Annotated in this window: 27 protein-coding genes and 1 tRNA gene; 3 read left to right on the top strand and 25 right to left on the bottom strand. The window is 63.6% G+C overall.

Going from position 1 to position 17,553, the window contains the following annotated elements; genetic code table 11:
• Positions 1–5 precede the first annotated feature (5 nt).
• From Q9246_RS23055 to Q9246_RS23095, 9 genes are all read right to left on the bottom strand, one after another.
• A complete protein-coding gene (locus Q9246_RS23055; RefSeq protein ID WP_306393372.1) occupies positions 6–1,682 on the bottom strand; it encodes a terminase large subunit in 1,677 nt (558 codons plus the stop codon).
• Positions 1,682–2,113 (bottom strand): terminase small subunit, encoded by a 432-nt coding sequence (locus tag Q9246_RS23060; protein ID WP_306393375.1) that lies wholly within the window; start codon positions 2,111–2,113, stop codon positions 1,682–1,684. The genes Q9246_RS23055 and Q9246_RS23060 overlap by 1 nt, the downstream gene beginning before the upstream one ends.
• Before the next feature lie 123 nt (positions 2,114–2,236).
• A complete protein-coding gene (locus Q9246_RS23065; protein WP_306393377.1) occupies positions 2,237–2,506 on the bottom strand; it encodes a hypothetical protein in 270 nt (89 codons plus the stop codon).
• Between the two features lie 7 nt (positions 2,507–2,513).
• On the bottom strand, positions 2,514–2,834 hold the full coding sequence (locus tag Q9246_RS23070) for an HNH endonuclease (protein WP_306393379.1): 321 nt from the start codon (positions 2,832–2,834) through the stop codon (positions 2,514–2,516).
• Positions 2,831–2,986, bottom strand: a complete 156-nt coding sequence (locus tag Q9246_RS23075; RefSeq protein WP_306393381.1) for a hypothetical protein — start codon at positions 2,984–2,986, stop codon at positions 2,831–2,833. The genes Q9246_RS23070 and Q9246_RS23075 overlap by 4 nt, the downstream gene beginning before the upstream one ends.
• Positions 2,986–3,294: a hypothetical protein gene (locus tag Q9246_RS23080; RefSeq protein WP_306393383.1), complete on the bottom strand. Its 309-nt coding sequence runs from the start codon at positions 3,292–3,294 to the stop codon at positions 2,986–2,988. Before Q9246_RS23080 ends, Q9246_RS23075 begins: the two co-directional genes overlap by 1 nt.
• 174 nt (positions 3,295–3,468) lie before the next feature.
• Positions 3,469–3,544 (bottom strand) — tRNA-Gly (locus Q9246_RS23085).
• A gap of 273 nt (positions 3,545–3,817) precedes the next feature.
• Positions 3,818–4,021, bottom strand: coding sequence for a hypothetical protein (locus Q9246_RS23090; RefSeq protein ID WP_306393385.1), 204 nt, complete (start codon positions 4,019–4,021; stop codon positions 3,818–3,820).
• Positions 4,018–4,560, bottom strand: a complete 543-nt coding sequence (locus tag Q9246_RS23095) for a hypothetical protein (protein WP_306393386.1) — start codon at positions 4,558–4,560, stop codon at positions 4,018–4,020. Before Q9246_RS23095 ends, Q9246_RS23090 begins: the two co-directional genes overlap by 4 nt.
• A gap of 126 nt (positions 4,561–4,686) precedes the next feature.
• Here Q9246_RS23095 and Q9246_RS23100 point away from each other — a divergent pair, with 126 nt between their 5' ends.
• Positions 4,687–5,784 (top strand): GTP pyrophosphokinase, encoded by a 1,098-nt coding sequence (locus Q9246_RS23100; protein ID WP_306393387.1) that lies wholly within the window; start codon positions 4,687–4,689, stop codon positions 5,782–5,784.
• 7 nt (positions 5,785–5,791) lie between these two features.
• Here Q9246_RS23100 and Q9246_RS23105 read toward each other — a convergent pair whose 3' ends face one another.
• From Q9246_RS23105 to Q9246_RS23130, 6 genes are read right to left on the bottom strand one after another with little or no spacing between them, the layout of a single operon-like run.
• Complete coding sequence (locus Q9246_RS23105; protein ID WP_306393388.1) at positions 5,792–6,166, bottom strand: PDDEXK family nuclease; 375 nt, start codon at positions 6,164–6,166, stop codon at positions 5,792–5,794.
• 1 nt (position 6,167) lies between these two features.
• Complete coding sequence (locus Q9246_RS23110) at positions 6,168–6,425, bottom strand: hypothetical protein (RefSeq protein WP_306393390.1); 258 nt, start codon at positions 6,423–6,425, stop codon at positions 6,168–6,170.
• Positions 6,422–7,108 (bottom strand): hypothetical protein, encoded by a 687-nt coding sequence (locus Q9246_RS23115; RefSeq protein WP_306393392.1) that lies wholly within the window; start codon positions 7,106–7,108, stop codon positions 6,422–6,424. Before Q9246_RS23115 ends, Q9246_RS23110 begins: the two co-directional genes overlap by 4 nt.
• On the bottom strand, positions 7,098–7,823 hold the full coding sequence (locus Q9246_RS23120; RefSeq protein WP_306393393.1) for a phage antirepressor KilAC domain-containing protein: 726 nt from the start codon (positions 7,821–7,823) through the stop codon (positions 7,098–7,100). Before Q9246_RS23120 ends, Q9246_RS23115 begins: the two co-directional genes overlap by 11 nt.
• Positions 7,824–7,844: 21 nt before the next feature.
• Positions 7,845–8,327, bottom strand: coding sequence for a Rha family transcriptional regulator (locus Q9246_RS23125; protein WP_306393396.1), 483 nt, complete (start codon positions 8,325–8,327; stop codon positions 7,845–7,847).
• Positions 8,324–8,839 carry a Ref family recombination enhancement nuclease gene (locus Q9246_RS23130; protein ID WP_306393398.1) on the bottom strand — a complete coding sequence of 172 codons (516 nt, stop codon included), beginning with the start codon at positions 8,837–8,839 and terminating at the stop codon, positions 8,324–8,326. Before Q9246_RS23130 ends, Q9246_RS23125 begins: the two co-directional genes overlap by 4 nt.
• 32 nt (positions 8,840–8,871) lie before the next feature.
• On the opposite strand from Q9246_RS23130, the gene Q9246_RS23135 reads away from it, so the two are divergent.
• Positions 8,872–9,093, top strand: a complete 222-nt coding sequence (locus Q9246_RS23135) for a hypothetical protein (RefSeq protein WP_306393401.1) — start codon at positions 8,872–8,874, stop codon at positions 9,091–9,093.
• A 2-nt stretch (positions 9,094–9,095) separates the two neighbouring features.
• On the opposite strand, the gene Q9246_RS23140 is transcribed toward Q9246_RS23135, so the two are convergent.
• The 10 genes from Q9246_RS23140 to Q9246_RS23185 all read right to left on the bottom strand — a co-directional run bounded on the left by Q9246_RS23140 (position 9,096) and on the right by Q9246_RS23185 (position 16,400).
• The gene (locus tag Q9246_RS23140) at positions 9,096–9,731 is read right to left on the bottom strand and encodes a hypothetical protein (protein WP_422802399.1); all 636 of its coding nucleotides are present in this window, start codon (positions 9,729–9,731) and stop codon (positions 9,096–9,098) included.
• Positions 9,732–9,745: 14 nt separating this feature from the next.
• Complete coding sequence (locus tag Q9246_RS23145; RefSeq protein ID WP_306393406.1) at positions 9,746–10,030, bottom strand: hypothetical protein; 285 nt, start codon at positions 10,028–10,030, stop codon at positions 9,746–9,748.
• 241 nt (positions 10,031–10,271) lie between these two features.
• Positions 10,272–11,501, bottom strand: a complete 1,230-nt coding sequence (locus Q9246_RS23150; protein ID WP_306393408.1) for a phosphoadenosine phosphosulfate reductase domain-containing protein — start codon at positions 11,499–11,501, stop codon at positions 10,272–10,274.
• The gene (locus Q9246_RS23155; protein ID WP_306393410.1) at positions 11,498–13,570 is read right to left on the bottom strand and encodes a DNA cytosine methyltransferase; all 2,073 of its coding nucleotides are present in this window, start codon (positions 13,568–13,570) and stop codon (positions 11,498–11,500) included. Before Q9246_RS23155 ends, Q9246_RS23150 begins: the two co-directional genes overlap by 4 nt.
• Positions 13,567–14,043 (bottom strand): hypothetical protein, encoded by a 477-nt coding sequence (locus Q9246_RS23160; RefSeq protein WP_306393412.1) that lies wholly within the window; start codon positions 14,041–14,043, stop codon positions 13,567–13,569. Before Q9246_RS23160 ends, Q9246_RS23155 begins: the two co-directional genes overlap by 4 nt.
• Complete coding sequence (locus Q9246_RS23165) at positions 14,040–14,759, bottom strand: hypothetical protein (RefSeq protein WP_306393413.1); 720 nt, start codon at positions 14,757–14,759, stop codon at positions 14,040–14,042. Before Q9246_RS23165 ends, Q9246_RS23160 begins: the two co-directional genes overlap by 4 nt.
• Entirely contained in the window at positions 14,756–15,007 is a 252-nt protein-coding gene (locus tag Q9246_RS23170; protein ID WP_306393414.1) for a hypothetical protein, read from the bottom strand. Before Q9246_RS23170 ends, Q9246_RS23165 begins: the two co-directional genes overlap by 4 nt.
• Before the next feature lie 153 nt (positions 15,008–15,160).
• Positions 15,161–15,490, bottom strand: a complete 330-nt coding sequence (locus tag Q9246_RS23175) for a hypothetical protein (RefSeq protein ID WP_306393416.1) — start codon at positions 15,488–15,490, stop codon at positions 15,161–15,163.
• 75 nt (positions 15,491–15,565) lie between these two features.
• Positions 15,566–15,760, bottom strand: coding sequence for a hypothetical protein (locus tag Q9246_RS23180; protein ID WP_306393418.1), 195 nt, complete (start codon positions 15,758–15,760; stop codon positions 15,566–15,568).
• A 70-nt stretch (positions 15,761–15,830) separates the two neighbouring features.
• Positions 15,831–16,400, bottom strand: a complete 570-nt coding sequence (locus Q9246_RS23185; protein ID WP_306393420.1) for a hypothetical protein — start codon at positions 16,398–16,400, stop codon at positions 15,831–15,833.
• Between the two features lie 375 nt (positions 16,401–16,775).
• Here Q9246_RS23185 and Q9246_RS23190 point away from each other — a divergent pair, with 375 nt between their 5' ends.
• Positions 16,776–17,486: a LexA family transcriptional regulator gene (locus Q9246_RS23190; protein WP_306393423.1), complete on the top strand. Its 711-nt coding sequence runs from the start codon at positions 16,776–16,778 to the stop codon at positions 17,484–17,486.
• The last annotated feature ends 67 nt before the right edge of the window (positions 17,487–17,553 follow it).

The following is a 17,553-nucleotide window of genomic DNA, read 5'->3' on the forward strand; positions in this document are numbered from 1 at the left end:
TCTTCCTACAGGAGCACGAAGCCTTGGGTGATTGCGCCAGACGTGGCGACGGGATTGAGTGCCATCAGCGAGACAGCGTTGAACAGCGCCATGAGCGGGTCGATCTTGCCGGTGCCGGATGCCTGCTTGGTGATCAAGGCGGCGTTCCCGCGCGGCTCGATCTTGGCGTTGCTGACACACCAGTTCATGAGGGCCTGTCCGCCGTGCAGCAGAACGCCCTCGGCCAGCTTTCGCTCGGTGACGCTGATCGCACCGATCAGCTTCCAGCCCTGCGGGATGCCGAAGCACTTTTTCTCGTCGATCTCGGCATCGATCAGGGCCTGGAACATGACCTTGTGGGTCTTCTCCGGGTCCAGTCCGACGGAAGCGAGCAGACCTGACTCGTTGACCTCCTTGACCACCGCGGCCACCTCGGCGACATCTCCGGGCAGCTCCTCGATGATCACCAAGTCGCCCTGCTTTTCGAAGTCGGCGTACTTGCTCTCTTCGCTCTTGCGCCGCTCGATCGCGACCGGGTGCGCCCATGCGCGGGTCCACGCCAGCCATTTGCCGGTGCCGCGCTCGCGGCCCACAAAGGCTAGCCCAAGCAAGTCATCTAGGCCGCCGCCGTCGATTCCGGCCGTGATCACCTCACATCGCGCAAGCAGCTCACGGAGCGTAATGCCCGGCACCTTGGCTTGCCGCTCCCAGAAATCAGCCCCTGTCCATCGGTCAGCCCGCAGGCTCATGCCGATTTGGACATTCAAGTGTTTGGCGCGGACGTCTCTTAAAGCGTGCTCGCCGGATTCCCGCGCTTCCTGGATTTTTTGAGCGATCACCTCGGCATCGACGGAGATCTCCCAGTTGGGGTTTGTGATGTAAGCGTGGGTCAGGTCCTCGTAGGCCTTCTCCTTGAGCATGTGCTCGGGAAACTCGTAGATCACCGGAAGGAACCGCGGATCACTCACCAGGCCGTCCCGAACCTTGCGGGCATAGCTCAGCTTGTCCAGGAAAACACCAGCCGGCGGCGCGTCGGACTGCGTCGTGCAATAGAACACAAACCCTTCGGGCCGCGAAGTGATGCCGCCGGTTGCTTCTGTGAGCATCGCAGCAGCCTTGGCGTGCTTACCGAATTCCCACAGTTCGTCGACGAAGACGCCGATTGCTTTCTTGCCAGTCACCGTGGCCGAGTCGGCAGCCACCACCTTCAGAGTGGCGCGCGTGAGGCGGCAGGTAACCGTTTTGATGTGCTGCTGCTCGTGAAAGCGGTCTTCGAGCTCGCCGTCGGCGAGAATCATCTCGCGGATCGGCTTGTAAGCGTTATCGGCCGCCTCTTTCGTGGGCGCCAGGATGATGAACTCGCCGGCCTGGCGAGTGTTGATGATCAAGGCGGTCAGCATGATGGCCGCCGCGATCATCGACTTCCCGTTTTTCTTCGAGACCATCAGGAAGTAGTTGGTAATGAGGCGCCGTTTGCGCTTCGGGTCGTAGGCGCCGAACAGGGCCTGCACCAGGTCCGTGACCCACGGCTGGCACGCCTCCCCCATGGTCGGACTGCCATCGGCATCAACCATGCGCAGCTCTGAGAACACGTTCATCGCGTCCTCGGCCACCTCGGGGAACAGCGGCTCGACTGGCACCAGCGATTCTCGGGCCACAATTCGGCGCTCCCAATCGGGCAGCGCGGTCGTCCAAGTTTTCATCAGACGACCCTCAAGCCAAAGCGTCCGGCGCCGGCCTTCTTCGCGGCGGCATCTTTCTCGTCCTTCTTGCCACCCTCTCCAAGCTTCTTGTGCTTGAATGGCAACATCGCTTTCGCCGCGTCGATGCGCAGCCGCAGATCGGCAGCTGGCTCGTTCATGACCTTCGTCAAAAATTCGACGGGATCAGCGGTCGGCGGGATGTCGACCAGGTTGTCAGCGGGCAGTGGTGGCAAAGCGACCTTTGTTCCCGCTCCGCCGCCCGCCGCCCGCTGCTGCTCGAGGTAGGCTTTAACATCCGGGTCTTTAACAATTCGGGACCCGGCGGCCGATGCCGTCTTTTCACTGAAGCCAGCGCGAATCGCCGCTTCCTTATTGGAGAACCCGGCCAACACGGCATCGGCGAAGGCTCGCTTTTTGCCTGTTAAAGCCATTAACAATTTCCTCCAAGGGGACTTTTTTCTGCGCGTGAGGTGCTAGTCGGTGTCCGGGCCAAGAGCGTTGTAGACTTACAACACCCCCCTCCCCTTCGGCGGTCCAGCGGCCGCCCGGCGGCGTCAGGCGCGCGGCCAGGGCCACGTGGGCTCGATGTGCGGCGACTGCGGGGCCGATGCGCGTCCATCGCGCACGCCCTGAGCGTAGGCATCGCGGGGGCAGGCCTTGACGATGCGCCCGGCGTGCTTGACGCTGAAGTACGCTGCGCGCGTCAGCGCGGCCAGCACGTTCAGGCCCAGGGGAAGGCAAACCGCCCCGCCCGTCTGCCAGCTGAACCAGGCGATCCCGTAATACCGTGGGATGAGATCGCCGTTCGTGATCTTCTTGAGCATGTTGGTCCTATCCGCCGCGTGCACGCTCCGCCGCCTCGATCGCCGTCTTAGCGTCGTGGCACGGCACGCACAGCACTTCCTTGTTGTCGTCCGCATCGCTGCCGCCCTTCCAGAGCGGGATGATGTGGTCGACCGGGCCGCCCAGCATGGTCCGGCCCTGACGTTTGCACTCCTGGCAGAGCCCACAGTCGCGGGCGCGGATGCGCTCACGGTCACGCACGCCGGCCGAGCCACGCACGCGCTCGACGGTGTCGGGGCGCTGGGTCGGCAGCATGGTGACGCGGCTGGCGGCCGAGGGCAGGTTCGTTCGCAGTTGCTGCAGCTTCACACCGGCTCCATTACGACACCGCGGTCGACGATCACGTCGATCATCCGGTCGGCATGACTCGGGAACGCACGGCCCAGCAGGAGCACGACAACGACGGCCGGCTTGAACCACCAGGCGAAGCGAGGTTTGAATGCGATAGTATGGATGCTCATCAGGTCGCCCTCCATGGCTCATGTGCTTCGGAGAGGTCGGGTGCGGCCGGCGCTTCCGGCTTCGTCTTGAACAGGTCGCGCAGGATCTGCTTGACGTTCTCAGGCACGCTGCGCGCGACCTCGACGAACGACATGCCGCCGCGGCCGTGGCCCTTGGCGCGCAAGATCGTCTGCGCTTCCTCGCACTCAGCCAGGTGCTCGGCGATCTGGTTCAGGCGCGTGAGGTTGTGCGCCTTGGCTGGGTGCGGGTTGCCACCCAGGACGGCGCGCAGGATCTCGGCGCGGTACTTGAAGGCGAGATCGTTCATGCGGTACCTCGGGCTTGATTGGCGGCCTGCTCGCGCTGGCGCTGCACCGTGTAGCGCAGCCAGGCCAGTTCGTCTTCAACGCTGATGCACATGGCTGACCTCGGAAAAGGAAAGCCGCCCGGCGCATTGCTGCGAGGGGCGGCGAAGTCCCCGAGTTATCGGGGCTGGAGACACTGGAGCGGGCAGCCGGGATCGAACCGGCGACAACGAGCTTGGAAGGATCGCGCTCTACCGACTGAGCTATACCCGCAAAATAGGTGGAGCGCCTTCCCCGCTCGGGGAGGCCTCCGGACGCGCCCCAAGGCTATCTGCCAAGTGGGCCGTAAACGACAAAGCCCGCCGAGGTGGCGGGCCAGAATCAAGGGTAACTCTACATATTTCAGGACGAGCGCCGGCTTTACTGCTGGCTGGACTGCTCGACTGCCTCGGGTGACGTTGGCGCCGAAGCGCGCATTACGTGGATCGAGGGATATGTGAAGGCTGTAGTTTACGCCCGGTTCCGGCGCTTTGCAATACCGTTGAGCTACAAAACCACCCTGCAATCAACGCTGCCGACCGCGTGGAAGGACGGCGCCCCGATCTGGTGGACGGAGACCATCTGCACGTGTATGCCTTCAGGCGTCAGGCCCGTCGAATCAGCGAAGTCCGCCACCGCATGGACGACCGCCTCTCGGATCGACTGCTCCATCAATTCCCTCGCGGCGCGCACGCGATCCATCTCAATCATGCTGCCCGCCGCATCTTGGCCGCCGCCCGCGCACTGTGCGCCTGGAACAGGCCTTCCAGTTCGCTGATCATGTCGAGCACCTTCTCGCGCTCGATCGCGCCGCCCAGGACAGGCTCGCGGCCGGTGCCGTTGCAGTGCGTGCACGCGCGGCTTTCTACCACCTTCGTGCCATGGCAGCACGAGCACTCACCTCCCAGCCAGTGCGCCAGGCTGACGCGGGCGATCTTGGCATACATGGCATAGGCCGCCTTGATGTCCCATTCCGCCTTGATGTTCATCCACTTGCGGTCGAAACCCTTGTGCGCCACCGCGCTCGTCCAGATGCGCAGCAGCACGCCCAGCTCGCGGGCTGCGCTCTCGGCCGGCTGGCGCGGCACCCCGGCGATGTGCGCGCGCAACAGCATGGACCCGAACAGCTCGCCTGAGCCGCCCGACAGGTCAGCCAGCGCTGCAGCAACGAGCGGCTCCGTCTGGTGGTGCTGGTCGTCGTCCTGCAGGTTGGAAGTGCTCAGTGCGTTTAGGTAGCGTTCGGCGAACATGGGTTTCTCCGTGGAAGTACCACAACGTTAGCAGTATTCGGCAACGGATGAGTTCTTCCCGAGATTTTCCAATAGTCAATGATAGAATGAAATAAATGTCATTTCATACAAATCGTTGGGGAGCGCATGAGCGACGAGATACTTCCGGATGTCGGTGAGTGGTATGCAGGTAGATCGCCACTTCTTATTGGCCTGCTCGAGGTGGTGACCACGACCATATCCAGCTTGTTGAAGGCAGAAGGAATCGCCTCCCTCGCGGTGACCGGCCGCATAAAAACTCTTGACAGCATCGTCGAGAAGATGCAGCGAAAATCGTATGCAAGTGTTGAAGAGTTGACCGACGTCTGCGGAGTGCGGGTGATTTCGTACATTGAGTCCGACGTGGATCGGATCCGGGAAGTGATTGAGAAATCCTTCCATGTTCACGACGACAAAAGCATTGACAAATCTGCAAAGCTTAAATCTCACGAGTTTGGCTACCGGTCGGTTCACTACATTTGCGAATTAGGAGCGAATCGGTTAGCGCTGCCGGAGCTTACCCAATATTCGAAAATTGTTTTTGAGGTTCAAATTCGAACCGTGTTACAGCACGCATGGGCTGAGATCGAGCATGATCGAAGCTACAAATTTGCTGGGGAGCTCGCCCCAGCGATTAAGCGACGTTTGAACCTTCTAGCGGGCACTCTGGAGCTAGTTGATAGAGAATTTAATAACTTAGCGCGCGAAGTTGACGAGCATACCAATGTGGCGAAAGAGGCAGTTCATTCAAAAGAGTTAAAGAATGTAGAACTTACTTCTGCTGCACTTACGGAACTCCTACTGGACAATCCGACAATTGTATTCATGCCAGGCCTTACTACAATTAACGAAACACTGCCTGCCTCGATATTTGACGAGATTCGGGGATTTGGAATCAATACACTCGAAGAATTTAGTGAACTCCTGACTGACGAATTCTTACAGGCCTATATCAAAAGCTACTCGAAGTGGCACGGTCCAGTGAGTCTCATACGTGCCGCGATGCTATTCAGAGACATGCCAAAGTTTCTGGGGGTACTTAGAAGAGATGAGCCGCGCGGGATCAGCGCCCTTCTTGCCAAACTGCTAGACGATCGCTACGGCCCGGAGGAAGTGAATAAAGCCTTAAAGGCCAACAACTTCATACGCACTACCAGGGTTGCGCCAAAACGAAGCAGGCGCACTACTAGCACGGCCTCAAGCTAGAACACGTCTAGAATGTTTTAAATTCCCATCCCCCGCCTTGCTTCTTCGTCTTTAGTTGAATAGCAATAAAGCGTAGCGGGTATAGGTCCGCAGCTATCTTAATTTTCGCCCGCGCATCGTCTTGCCAGAATCCCTTCACCTCATGCATCTCCAGCGCGCCGTCGGCCAGCATGACGGCGAAGTCTGGAGTGTAGAAGGTGTTGTCGGCCAGCCGCAGCTTGATACCCTCGAACTTGAACCAGGCGACCTCGCCGACATGGCGCCGGGCTTCCAGCGTGGCAGCGTAGGCCGCCTCGGTCTTGTTCATGGTGCCGGTCTTGAGCCGGCCCAGCGCCTGAAGCGCGCGGGTGGCGCCGGCTCGTTTCGTTGCCTGACTGCTCATTTCATCCTTTCGGTTTGGGTGGTGCTGCATTGTTGTTTTGCTCAGGCGCACGGTGCTTTTCGATCCACGCCTTTTGGTCTTCGATATTCGGCGCTGCCACGTACCGCTGGCAGGCCGGCGTCGCCCAGGGCAGGAATGGCGCGACCCGGTCGGAGCGCGCAGCCGCGCGGACCGAGCACCGCCCCAGGCCAACCCTCGCGTGCTCGGGATATTCCTTTGCCTTGAAGTGGCCGCACAGGGCGCACGGCTTATCGCTCATGCGGCGCGCGCCGGCGGCGGATCACGGCGCACCAGGTCTTTCAGCGCGCCGATCCCCTCTGGCTTGCGAGTGCGCTGCTCGGGCTGAGCCTGGGCTGGCGGCACGGCTGCCGGTCGGATTGGCGAGGTGGCGGCCGGCGGCGCCAGCCCAGGGTCCATGGCCAGCTCGATCCTGGCCTTGAACTGCCCCATGTATTCGCCCGACCGCGGCGCCAAGCCCAGCTCAGCGCCCTTGGCCAGGATGCTTGCGTCCGTCGCCCACCAGTTGCCGCCGGTCGGCTTCTTCTGCGCCTCGGGCGGCGTCCAGTCGTCCGCGTACCGCTCGTTCGGCCCGAAGAAGGTGGCGCAATGCAGGATGTACATCGGCTCGGTTTTCATCGCCTTGACGAACGCGGCGTATGCCTGGGCGCCGGCCAGCAGTTCCGACACCAGCGCCCCGGCCGCCAGCCGCGCAGCCCAGGCCTTGTGCGCCGCCTTTTTGCTGTCACCCGGACGCTGCGGGTAGACCTCCCAGACGGCTTCGAAGTCGGCCGGGTAGTCGTTGCGCTTCACCTTCGCAGGCTTGGCGCAGCCGGCGCGGAGGTGATCGAGCTCGTCCAGCAGCTCCACGACGGTAGTCGACTTCAGGTGCACAGTCGCGCCGGCAGCGGCCAGGCCGCGCAGCGGGGAGTAGTTACGCGGCATGCTGGCCTCCCTTCTGGCGCAGCGCCACCTGGTGCTTTGCCCACTCGCCCGCGATCCAGGTCACACCCTTGGGGGTGAAGCGCGCCGAGTTGAACGCGTGCCCGCTTTCGGCGGTACCGGCCTTCACGCAGAAGCGGCCGGCGTCGATGTGCTGGGCATGCGGCGTGAGTTCGGCGCCGAGGCGATAAAGGATCTTTTGGTCGATCAGGAACTCCCTGAACAGGTTCTCCTTCGCACCGAGCAACTTCGCCACCTGCCGGAAACCCTTCGTGCCTGTCGAGTCGGCATAGCGCTCGACGAACTCCACCGCCGGCGCCGCGGCGGCGAGCTGGGTGGCCTGGAAGTCGATCAGGTCTTGCTGCTCGGCCGCCAGGCGCAGCGCGGCAGCGAACGACTGCGGCACGGCAGGCGCTGGCGCGGCGGCCTCCAACTCCTGCCACCGGTCGACCAGGCGCGCGGTGAACTCGGGCGACAGCTGCGCGACGATCACGTAGGAGTCGCGCTTGCCGACGCGGTATTGACGGATCATCTTTGGGCCGGGCCCGTCGTTCGGCACTTCCTCAAATTGAGGGAGTGCGATCGTGCCGCGCGCCAGCAGGCTCTCGATCGTGCGCAGCACGTTGTCGTGCCGCTTCTCGACCAAGTCGGCGATCTCCCGGCTCGACATCGTGACGTCGGCGCCGCCGGTGGTTTGCAGTGTCAGCATGCTTTCCATGTCGTTTCCTTTCTATAAACCCTAGCTCAGCAGCGACGGCTGGATCTGGGCTGTCAACTCTTCGCGCTCATCGCGCAGATTCGGCAGCGCACGCTTTCGCTCGAGCATGAGGTGAGATCCGAACGATGCGCGGACCTGAGATTCGGCTTCTTTGGCGATTAGTGCCTGCATCTGCTGCCATAGGCTTTGCTCGCCTCGCTGAAGCGCATCAGCCATCTCGTTAAAAGCCCGGATGTAGTCTTCCTTGAAGGCTACGGCTTTGGGGCCAGTAAAGCCCATCGCCAACATCGCGAAACCGTCCTTGGTCATGGTGATGCGTCGTCGCAGCTTGCCTTGTGCATCGAGATATTCAGCCAACTCAAAATTGAGTCGGCTAAACTCCTTGGAACACTGCAAGTTGTCGTATGCCTTAAGGACATTCGCGTGCCGCTTCCCAAATGTCCTAGCCAACGTCTGCGAGTCGGTCACGATGCGGTCGCGGTCAATGGTCACTAAGTTGTTCATGCGTTCTCCAGTTCTTGTGCCGGCCGCAGGTACTGCGCCTTGATCATTTCCATGCACTCCGCCAGCAGCGCGAGCTGGGCTCCGTAGCGCTCCTCGAAGCGCGCCTTGTACGGGTGAACCGCGATGAGGGTCGGGTTCGAGCCGGTACCGTCCTGGTGGTGTCCAGCGCATAAAGGCAGGACCAGCAGGTGCGCACCAAGCTTGGTGCGTCCGTCAATGTGGTGCACGCTGACGTCCGGGTTGTGCCAGCCGTCCTTCTTGCACGCGATGCAGCCCAGGGCGGCGATCGCCGCCATGAAGCGCGCCTCATCGGCGGTCGGCGGGCGGCCTTTCATTCCGCGCGAGGCCATCGGCTTGCGGGGCTTCGGCTCGCGGGCCCGAACCTGCGCCTGAACCGCGGCGACGCGCAGCAGGCCGGCGCCGGCGGCGAGCGACCTGAAGCCGGTACCGCGCGCTATCGGCGTCTTGCGCTCGAGCGGCTTGCCCTGCTTGAGGGGCGATCGACGCATCATGCTAGACTTTCCTTTTCTACAAGGAGAATAGAATGGTTCGAGACACCGAGATTTACCGTGGCTACACGCTCTCCGCCAGTGCGCTGATCCAGCGCCAAGCGGGCGGCGGATGGTCGGGCAGCTTTGTCTTGGCTAAAGACGGCGTTGAACTCGAACGGATTGCCGTTGCCGGCCCGCTGGAATCCGAGCTGGCAGCGGTGGACAATGCGATTCGCGTCGGAAGGCTTCGCATTGATCAGCTGGTTGACGGCTGATCTCATGGCACAACCCGCTTGAACTCGACCACCCACACCCAGGGGTTGGCGTCCCAGCTGCCGCCAGTCGATTCCCATAAGCGCTTCCAGTCCAGCACCCGCGCACGGCAGCCGTGCTGCATGATGTCGGCGTCCGACGTCAAGACGCCCTCGGCCTCGATGTCCTCAACGCCGATGTCCTGCAGGCGCTCGACGCGCACGTTGGTGATCTCCAGCAGGATGCGGCTGGCCCAGCGCGGCATGTGGATGCTAGGTCGCCATACCGGTTGCTCGGCTTCGTACGGCCGCTCGCCATCGGCGCGATACACCAACAAATCGCGCGCCTCTGGCACTTCGCGATATGGCCCCCTCTGCACCTCGAAGTGGTCGCAATACCAAGTCTCACGTACCCAAAGCCGATCGGCGGCGCCGCCATGCGGGCAGCAGTCTCCAGCCAGGCCGGACCACTTCTGCATTTCTTCCTCGATATGCATCATCGACTGCATTTCATTCGACGGCCACCAGTGCCCGGCCGGGCCAGGGTAATCGGCTGGCGTTGGCTTGGGCTGCGGCTTCATGATCCGACGGGTCTGCGTCTTGCTGCCGTCGAGCAGCGCGCGCACCATGGCGCCGCTGAACAGGATCGGCCGTTCTTTGATCTGTGCGGTCATGGTCATGCCTTGTGGAATGAGGTGCCGGCGGCGCGAAGCGACCACGCCGGGATGTCCCGCCGGGTGCCGCGCGGGTTCGGGATGTACTTCTTGCTCAGCGGCGGCCGGGCGAAGACATCGGGCGGCGTGCGCACCGCGGCGATCTGGCCGACGTACTCGACCACTTCCAGGCCGACGAGCTTGTCGTAGTGCGCCCGCGCGGCCTGGCTCAGGTTGATGCGGCCGTCGGCCTGCTCGGTCAGCCAGCCGCTGGTCATGGCGCGCTGAATCGCATCCTCTTTGGGCATCGACGTGTTTCCGAAGTCGACTGCTGCGAGTAACAATCTCATGGGAAGCGGGCCGGCCTTGTACAGATGCTCACCGGCGACCGCGGCGGCATAGCCTTTTTTCGGGACGCGGACGTTTTGATGTGCAGACATTAGAAAGCCCTCCAGATAGTAAATTTTTCGATGTGGCAGGCGGCGGCGTGCGCGCGGCCCTGGGGCCGGACGCAAACGACGCAGCGCGGCGCGGAGTGGCGGATGTAGGTCATAGTTCGGCCTCCGAGAAAAGCCGCGGCTGCACGGCGCCGTTCTGGTACACCGTGTCCATGATCGTGGTGGCGATCGGCTCGTCTCCGTCCCAGCCGCGCGGCCAGGTTTCCAAGGCGATGAGTTCGCGGATGCGCGCCTCTTCCTCGGCGTTGACCATGTCGACCAGCGGGCGGCCCAGCGCAGTAGCGGCGGCGTTCACTTCGGCCTGTATTGCCAGGATCCGCTCCAGCCCCATCAGCCTGGCTTCGAATGTCAGCGGCCCCATGCGCTGCGGGTTCTTGCCGATGCTGCCGTCCTTCAAGCGCTCGATGCCGGCCTTGCGCAGTCGGTGCTGCGGCTCGCGCAACTCGCGCCAGAGCACCTTGATTCCTTTCATCGGCGCCAGGTAGGCCCAGTGCGGATTCTTGAGGACGGTGTCGAGCGCCGAATCTTCCTGGGCCAGCGGGCAGCCGACGCATCCGGTACGGGCATTGATCTCCTCCGCCTCGTCGCCGCCATAGGCGTCAGCGATCGCTGCCGTGCTCCAGTCGCCGAACTCGGCCGTCGGCGCCCAGTGCTTAAGCCATTCCCATACGTGGCACACCCGCCAGTGCAGCAGCGGCGCCAGGGTGGCCAGCCGGCCGCGCAGGCCCTTCGCGTTCGGCAGGACCTGCTGATACCAGCCCTGCCCGCACTCGGCACCATCCTTCCCGCAGCTCATCTCGATGCGGCGGTCGCGGATCGCGCTTTCGCCCTGGCGCACGCCAGTAATCATCAGGACCTGGCCCTCGAGCGACTCGACGTGGCGGCGCAGCGCCTCTTCCATCGGCTCGATCTTGATCTGGCCTGTGCACCAACGCAGCGTGTTGTTGTTCGGCGGCGGCACGCCGCGGCCGAGGATGTAGACCATAAAGCGGTCGTCGAGCGGCGCCATCACGACCTCGACCTTGATGCCGCGCTCCTCCAGCTCGTCCATGATCTGGCGCGCCGACGCGGCGAGCGGCAGCAGCTCCTGGCGCGTGTCGGCATAGAACACTGTGAGCGTCTTCGGCCGCGGGATCTTGCCGGTGTCGATCAGGTAGATCAGCAGGGTCAGCGTGGCCGAGCTGTCCTTGCCGCCCGACCAGGCCACGCCCCAATGGTCGTGGTCGGCGCCGTAGGCGAGTAGCGACTGGATCGTCAGTTCGATCGACTCCGTCATCTGCATGCGGCGCGCGCCGGCGCCGAAGATGTCGATCTGGTTCATGCAGCCCTCCCGACAATCTGTCGCTCGTGCGCGAAGTTCGCGCGGATGAGCGCCTCAGACAGTGGCGGGCACACGCTATTGCCGCACATGCGCACCTGGGCCGATTTCGTCAGCGGGATACGCGGCAGCGACAGCGGGTCGCCGTCGACCTGCTCGCCGCCCACGAACAGCAGCTCCGGGTCGGGGATTTCGTCGATGACGTAGCCTGCCGGGAAGCCTTGGGCGCGGTATAGCTCGTGCGGCGCCAGCATGCGCAGGCCGATGTCGACAATCTCGTAGTCCTGGCCGTGGATCGTGACCAGGCCGAAGCGGTCGCGGCTCGTCACGGTCGCCAGCGGCGAGCCGGGCGTCTGGTCCTGGTCGGTGCCGTAGTAGGCCAGCAGGAAGGCGCGGACCTCGGCATGATGCTGGCCGCCGGCGCTTATCGTGTGCAGCGGCGCGTCGGCGGCGTGACCAACGCTCTTGCCCATGTCGCGCTGGATGTGCGCGGTCACAATGCCCAGAGCGTGCGGCGCGCCAGCCGGGTTTTCCTTCGGCCCGGCCGTGATGGTCGGCACCGGCTCGGCCAAGTCGCTGCCGGTCGAACCGGTGCGGAACTTGGTGAGGTGCGCCGTCACCAGCGACTGCTGCGAGCCTGATGCCGTGAGCGTCGAGATCGGCGCGTCCGCTGGTCGGCCAGCTTTCACGCCGCTGCGCTCCTTGTTGTGCTGGGCCATGAATGCGGTTACGACTGCAGTATCGCCCTTCGCCGTGATCGTCGCGGTGGGCTCGTCGGCGCCGCGCGGGCGGCTGTCACCGGCGCGGCCGCCCACGCCCACCAGCGCAGCCGAGACCAGACCGAAGTGGCCACCCTTCACCTGGGCGCAGACGGTGCGCAGCGGCGCATCGGCCGGCATCACGCGCTGGTTGCTGGCGTTGGCGTGCTCGTTGAGGAACGCGGTGACTAGCGCGTGGCGATTCTCGGTCGTGATCGTCAGGACGGGTTCGTCGGGATGCGTGCCGCGCGCGTCAGCTGGACGCTTGTCGCCGTTGTATGGCGCGAAGTATGCGCTGGCCAGCGCCTTCTCGCCGCGCTGCGCGCCGGTGATCGTGCGGAATGGCTCGTGCACCGACTCGCTGCGGTCGCCGCCCTGGTGCGTCACCGGAACGATGCTCGGCACCACCACCGCGCGGTGATTCTCCGTCGTCAGCGTGCCGAACGGCTGGTTGGCGGTGACCGGCTTTCCGGCGTAGATCGGGCCGCCCTGCCCTACGATGAACGGATCCGCCGCGTCGACCACGTAGCGCATGATGCCCTTGGCGATACGGCGCAGCGTGGCCTCGGCCAGCGGGCGCTTGCGGGTGAAAATGCTCGGGCACTCCAGCGACCAGTCGATGCATTCCGCCGCGGTGCGGTACGGCTGCAGCTTGCCCGCGCGAACGGCAGGCGAGTCCGGCGCGCCGTTGGTCGGCGCCGGCCACTGGATCGGCAGGCCATCGCGGCGCGCCACCAGGAAGAAGCGCTTGCGGATCGTCGGGGTATCGTAATCGCTGGCGCGCAGCTCGCGGTGGTCGACCTTGTAGCCATGAGCTTCCAGTTGGCGGACGAATGATTCGAACGTCTTGCCGCGGCGCGCCGGGTCCGGCTTCCAGTGACCGTGCTCGTCCTGGATGAGCGGGCCCCACGTTTTGAACTCCTCCACGTTTTCGAGCATGATGACGCGCGGCTTGCACTTCGCCGCCCAGCGCAGCGTCACCCAGGCCAGCCCGCGAATCTTCTTCTCGACCGGCTTGCCGCCCTTCGCCTTGCTGAAGTGCTTGCAGTCGGGCGACAGCCAGACCAGGGCCACCGGCTGGTTGCCGGTCACCTCGATCGGGTCGACGTCCCACACGCTCTCGCACAGGTGTTTCGTGTGCGGGTGGTTGATGGCGTGCATGGCCAGCGCTTCGGGATCGTGGTTGATCGCGATGTCGACCGGGCGGCCGAACGCGGCCTCCAGGCCGGTGCTGGTCCCGCCGCCTCCGGCGAAGTTGTCGATGATGAGCTCGTGGCCCAGGTCCAACTGCATGGTGATGAGGTCGCGCTTCATGGGCGGACCTCCGCACGGCGGGCGGCGAAGAATTCTGCTGGCAAGGCAAGCGGATCGCGCGCGGCCGGCGCCGTATGCAGCCGGACCGCGTAATGCGCATCGTCAGCCATGATGTGGATGTGGCGGGATGGGTCGTTGGCGGCGAGCGTCATGGCGGTGCGCTGGCCCTTCGCGGCGCGCGCACGCGGCATGCCGCCCAGCTGCAGCAGGTAGGCCTGGGCCTGTTCGATCGAGATCGCCAGGCAGTAGACCGGCGTGCCGCGCGACAGCGGCGTCTCGTCTTCGAGGCGCGCGATCGTCACGCGCCCGCCCAGCTCGGCCAGGTACTTGCGCACGCCCGATGGGCTCAGCTCGAGCATGTCGCCGATCTCGTCGCGGCGCAGCTGGCGCACCATCAGGGTGGAGACCAGGATGCGCATGCGCTCGAGGCGAGCAGCGGTCTGGCCAGGGGTGACGTAGCTGGCGCGGGTCATGCTGGGACCTCGGATTCTTTCATGGGCGCGGTCGCGGTCATCGCGGCCAGGTCATCCACTGCGGGCAGACTCGCCACCCAAGCCGGCGTAGCGCCCAGCCTGCTGTCGTCACGCATCGACATAAGGACGCCGATGAAATCTGGAGCGCAGTCGAGGCGGAATACTGCACTGGATCCTTTTACGTCCTTGCTTGTATAGAAGTTCATGCCGACGGCGCCGCGCGTTTTCCGCATCATCATCTTGCCCGCAGCAGCTGCAGCTTTCTGCGCTAGTTCCATTACAGGAGCACCGAACATTCCGGGTAGCCCCGGCTCGAGCACGTCTGCCTTGGGGATAACTCGCTCGTAGCGCGGATAGGTCGCCTCGACCTCGGGACGCCCAGGCTGAATGTAGACGTCGCTGTCGCCGTTTTCGACGACTGCAAGCCGATCGCCGATCATGACAACGCGACGATCTTCTTTCAGTCCGCCTGCGCATGCTTGCTGCATCCGGCCATCAAAGCGCAAAATCACTTCGTGTTCGCATACCGCGTCGCGGTCGTAGATGGCGCCGAGGGCATGACCGTTCGTTGCGCAGATGATTGCGCCGCCGTCCTGGTGCGGTCGGACGTTGATCGCGTTGAGGTAATAGCGGATGTCCGCTTTGGCGATGAACGGGGCGATGATCGGCAGGAGCTTTGCCGTCAGACTGAGCTTGGCGTGCTTGTTCTCGGTCATTGCACACCGCCGATCACGGCGCGCGCGGCCGCATTCAGGTCCGACTCGGTGAGGACGTGGCGGCGGACGTCGACGGTGTACACGACGTCGCCCGGGCGCAGCCACTGCTGTGCGCTGGCCAGCTCGGACAGCGAGCGCGCCTCCGGCTCTGGCGGCTCGGTCGACCACTGGCGGATCGCTGGCACAGCGCCAGACGAAGACTGGTCTTCACCGGCGTGCACCGCCGGTGGATTCGATTGTGCTAACATTTGGTTTCCTCTCCAAGGATTTGCTTCAAGGGCCCCGACTGCAATCGGGGCTTTTTCACTTCTGCTGCTCTGCGAGCATCTGCTCGTATTTCTTGCGGCTCATCACGTGGCCAGGCTCGATCGGCACCGGCTGCCGCTCTTGATCCTGCCGGTTCACTTCCCCTCCTTCGGCGGCTTCATTCCTTTGATGTTTCCCATCGCCGCATTGGCCAGCTCCAAGCTCCGACGTGCGGCATTGACTTTGATCTGGGCCTCACTCATCAGGTGGGCGTGCGCCTCGCCCCAGCTGTCGTGGTACTGCGCGAACTCCCCGCGCTTGGCCTCGCGGTATTCGCGCCTCGTACCGGCCGGCCTGCCAACGATCGGCAGGACCACAAAGGCTGGCGTCTCACGCAGCGCCTCGACCCGCTCGATTACGCCGGCCCGGTGGCCGGTCTTGAACTTGACCAGCGTCGGTGGGGCCAGCTTCGTCTTTTGATCCATCCGTTCTCCTTCTGTGATTCAGCGCAGACCTGCTGACTGCCACCGGGGTATCGTGGTATCCGTGGGGAGCGGGCTTCATGCCGCCAGCGCGCGGATTTCTTTCACCGGCACGCCCAGGTGCTCGTGGATGCTCAAGATCACCCGCGGCCCCAGCCTGGCGCCGGCGCGCAGCTTGCACACCACGCTCGGCGCAATCTCCAGTTCCCGGGCCAGCGCCGCATCGCTCGTGATCTGGAAGCGATCGCGCAAGGTGTCCAACAACTTCGCCACGTTTTTCAAGTTCCACTCCCTCGGTATTGGTGACGGCGCCATCCCGCCGCCTGGGTGCTTCCTACGTCGACTAGGCGCTCGCGCGGGCCAGCGCCCGGCGTGCGTGAATCTCGGCGGTCACGTCGTCTGCGGCAGCCTGGTAGGCCTCGGCCGCTTCGGTCAATTCGATGCGCACGGCGAGCAGCTGCTCCTCGTCCGCCTCGGCGCCGACCTGGAGCAGCGCCAGCTTCCCTTCCGCGCTTTCCTTGGCGATGTTCTTCAGGGGCTTGAGCGGGTCGAAGCCGATCGCCGGGGCCTGGTCGGCGGCGCGCGCCTCGATGCCGAGCGGGCACAGGATCTGGTTCATCGCGGCCAGGCGCTGCTCTGGCGGCAGCGCGGCCAGGATCGAAGGGATCATGTTGGCCGGGAGGTTGCCTTCGTCTAGCCAGCGGAAAATCTTCTGCGCCGACTTCTTGGCGCGGTCGTAGGCGTCGCTGCCGCCGAATTCGAAGGTGATCTCCGTGGCCGCGCCGGCGGCGTACGCCAGGTGCGCTTCGACGATGGCGATGGCCACGGCCTCGCGGCTCATGCGCTGGGTAGTGCGCCATGCCTCGATGGCGGAGCGCAGGATCTCGACCAGCGATTGATTTTGAATACTCATCTTCGTGACTCTTTCCGATTAGAAAGCTAATCTGACAACACTATGAAAACTGCTCAGCCCTTCGAAACCACCGAGACTTACATGTCGCTAGCGCGGCGACGCGGAACCGAATCGGTGAGCCCGAGATCAGAAAAGACAGCCGGACGCGCCAAGCGCAGAAACTTGAGCTGCGCCTTCGGTATGCCTAATTTGCGCCACTCTGATACCGAAGGCGGCTGTATCTCGCAAAGCCGAGCTACTTCTGACGTCCCGCCCAGGGCGTCGATGATTTCATCGGGCGTAATGTCTCGATTCATGCGTCCATTTTAGGCATACCTAAATTATTAGGCAAGCGTTTTTAGGCTTACCTCACCAAAAAAAGATTAGGATTACCTAATGGAACAATGGAAACTAAGACTTGCCGAAGCACGTGCTGCGAAGGGGTTGAGCAAAAGTGATTTTGCGAAGGCCGTTCGCATCTCGCCGCCTACGGCTACTGACTGGGAGAAAAGTGTCGCTGACGGCGGCATCAAGGAAATATCGGGCATCCGACTGACGAAAGTCTGCGAGGTGCTTGGGATTGACCCGATGTGGCTCCTGCACGGCAAAGGGGATGGGCCAGCCAGGGCGCCGTCGCCCGACCGGATTGAAGACATCAAGCCAGTCGCCAGTGCCGACGCCGACAGCGGAGCCTTCGTGCACATCCCGAAGGTACGCCTCTTGGTCTCGGCTGGTGTGAGCGGTTTCGGCGTTGAGCCGGAGCCGTATGACGGATCGACCGCCACAGTGCCAGCCGACTGGTTGCGGCGGCGCCAGCTGCGCGCCGAGCACCTGATCGCGATACGCGTGCGCGGCCGCAGTATGGAGCCGACCTTCAACGAAGGTGATACCGTCTTCATCAACAAGCTCGACACGGAACCTTCCGACGGCGCGGTATTCGTCATCAACTACGAGGGCGAAGATGTGATCAAGCGCCTCACCCGTGACGCTGGCGATTGGTACCTGGTCTCGGACAACCGTAGCCAGGAATACCACCGGAAGCTATGTAAGGGTGCCGAGTGCATCATCATAGGTCGCGTGGTTCGTAGCGAGCGAGAACACTACTAGTGCAGTGCGTTGTCATGGACCTCTGCTGCGTGCGCGTAGCAGTGGTGAAGGTCGACCGTGCGCGCCT

This window comes from Telluria beijingensis, assembly GCF_030770395.1.
Classification (GTDB): Bacteria; Pseudomonadota; Gammaproteobacteria; order Burkholderiales; family Burkholderiaceae_D; genus Telluria; species Telluria beijingensis.

Coding starts and splice junctions, on each gene's coding strand:
- Q9246_RS23055 (WP_306393372.1), bottom strand. CDS start 1,682: ATGAAAACTTGGACGACCGCGCTGCCCGATTGGGAGCGCCGAATTGTG.
- Q9246_RS23060 (WP_306393375.1), bottom strand. CDS start 2,113: ATGGCTTTAACAGGCAAAAAGCGAGCCTTCGCCGATGCCGTGTTGGCC.
- Q9246_RS23065 (WP_306393377.1), bottom strand. CDS start 2,506: ATGCTCAAGAAGATCACGAACGGCGATCTCATCCCACGGTATTACGGG.
- Q9246_RS23075 (WP_306393381.1), bottom strand. CDS start 2,986: ATGAGCATCCATACTATCGCATTCAAACCTCGCTTCGCCTGGTGGTTC.
- Q9246_RS23080 (WP_306393383.1), bottom strand. CDS start 3,294: ATGAACGATCTCGCCTTCAAGTACCGCGCCGAGATCCTGCGCGCCGTC.
- Q9246_RS23090 (WP_306393385.1), bottom strand. CDS start 4,021: ATGATTGAGATGGATCGCGTGCGCGCCGCGAGGGAATTGATGGAGCAG.
- Q9246_RS23095 (WP_306393386.1), bottom strand. CDS start 4,560: ATGTTCGCCGAACGCTACCTAAACGCACTGAGCACTTCCAACCTGCAG.
- Q9246_RS23100 (WP_306393387.1), top strand. CDS start 4,687: ATGAGCGACGAGATACTTCCGGATGTCGGTGAGTGGTATGCAGGTAGA.
- Q9246_RS23105 (WP_306393388.1), bottom strand. CDS start 6,166: ATGAGCAGTCAGGCAACGAAACGAGCCGGCGCCACCCGCGCGCTTCAG.
- Q9246_RS23110 (WP_306393390.1), bottom strand. CDS start 6,425: ATGAGCGATAAGCCGTGCGCCCTGTGCGGCCACTTCAAGGCAAAGGAA.
- Q9246_RS23115 (WP_306393392.1), bottom strand. CDS start 7,108: ATGCCGCGTAACTACTCCCCGCTGCGCGGCCTGGCCGCTGCCGGCGCG.
- Q9246_RS23120 (WP_306393393.1), bottom strand. CDS start 7,823: ATGGAAAGCATGCTGACACTGCAAACCACCGGCGGCGCCGACGTCACG.
- Q9246_RS23125 (WP_306393396.1), bottom strand. CDS start 8,327: ATGAACAACTTAGTGACCATTGACCGCGACCGCATCGTGACCGACTCG.
- Q9246_RS23130 (WP_306393398.1), bottom strand. CDS start 8,839: ATGATGCGTCGATCGCCCCTCAAGCAGGGCAAGCCGCTCGAGCGCAAG.
- Q9246_RS23135 (WP_306393401.1), top strand. CDS start 8,872: ATGGTTCGAGACACCGAGATTTACCGTGGCTACACGCTCTCCGCCAGT.
- Q9246_RS23145 (WP_306393406.1), bottom strand. CDS start 10,030: ATGCCCAAAGAGGATGCGATTCAGCGCGCCATGACCAGCGGCTGGCTG.
- Q9246_RS23150 (WP_306393408.1), bottom strand. CDS start 11,501: ATGAACCAGATCGACATCTTCGGCGCCGGCGCGCGCCGCATGCAGATG.
- Q9246_RS23155 (WP_306393410.1), bottom strand. CDS start 13,570: ATGAAGCGCGACCTCATCACCATGCAGTTGGACCTGGGCCACGAGCTC.
- Q9246_RS23160 (WP_306393412.1), bottom strand. CDS start 14,043: ATGACCCGCGCCAGCTACGTCACCCCTGGCCAGACCGCTGCTCGCCTC.
- Q9246_RS23165 (WP_306393413.1), bottom strand. CDS start 14,759: ATGACCGAGAACAAGCACGCCAAGCTCAGTCTGACGGCAAAGCTCCTG.
- Q9246_RS23170 (WP_306393414.1), bottom strand. CDS start 15,007: ATGTTAGCACAATCGAATCCACCGGCGGTGCACGCCGGTGAAGACCAG.
- Q9246_RS23175 (WP_306393416.1), bottom strand. CDS start 15,490: ATGGATCAAAAGACGAAGCTGGCCCCACCGACGCTGGTCAAGTTCAAG.
- Q9246_RS23185 (WP_306393420.1), bottom strand. CDS start 16,400: ATGAGTATTCAAAATCAATCGCTGGTCGAGATCCTGCGCTCCGCCATC.
- Q9246_RS23190 (WP_306393423.1), top strand. CDS start 16,776: ATGGAACAATGGAAACTAAGACTTGCCGAAGCACGTGCTGCGAAGGGG.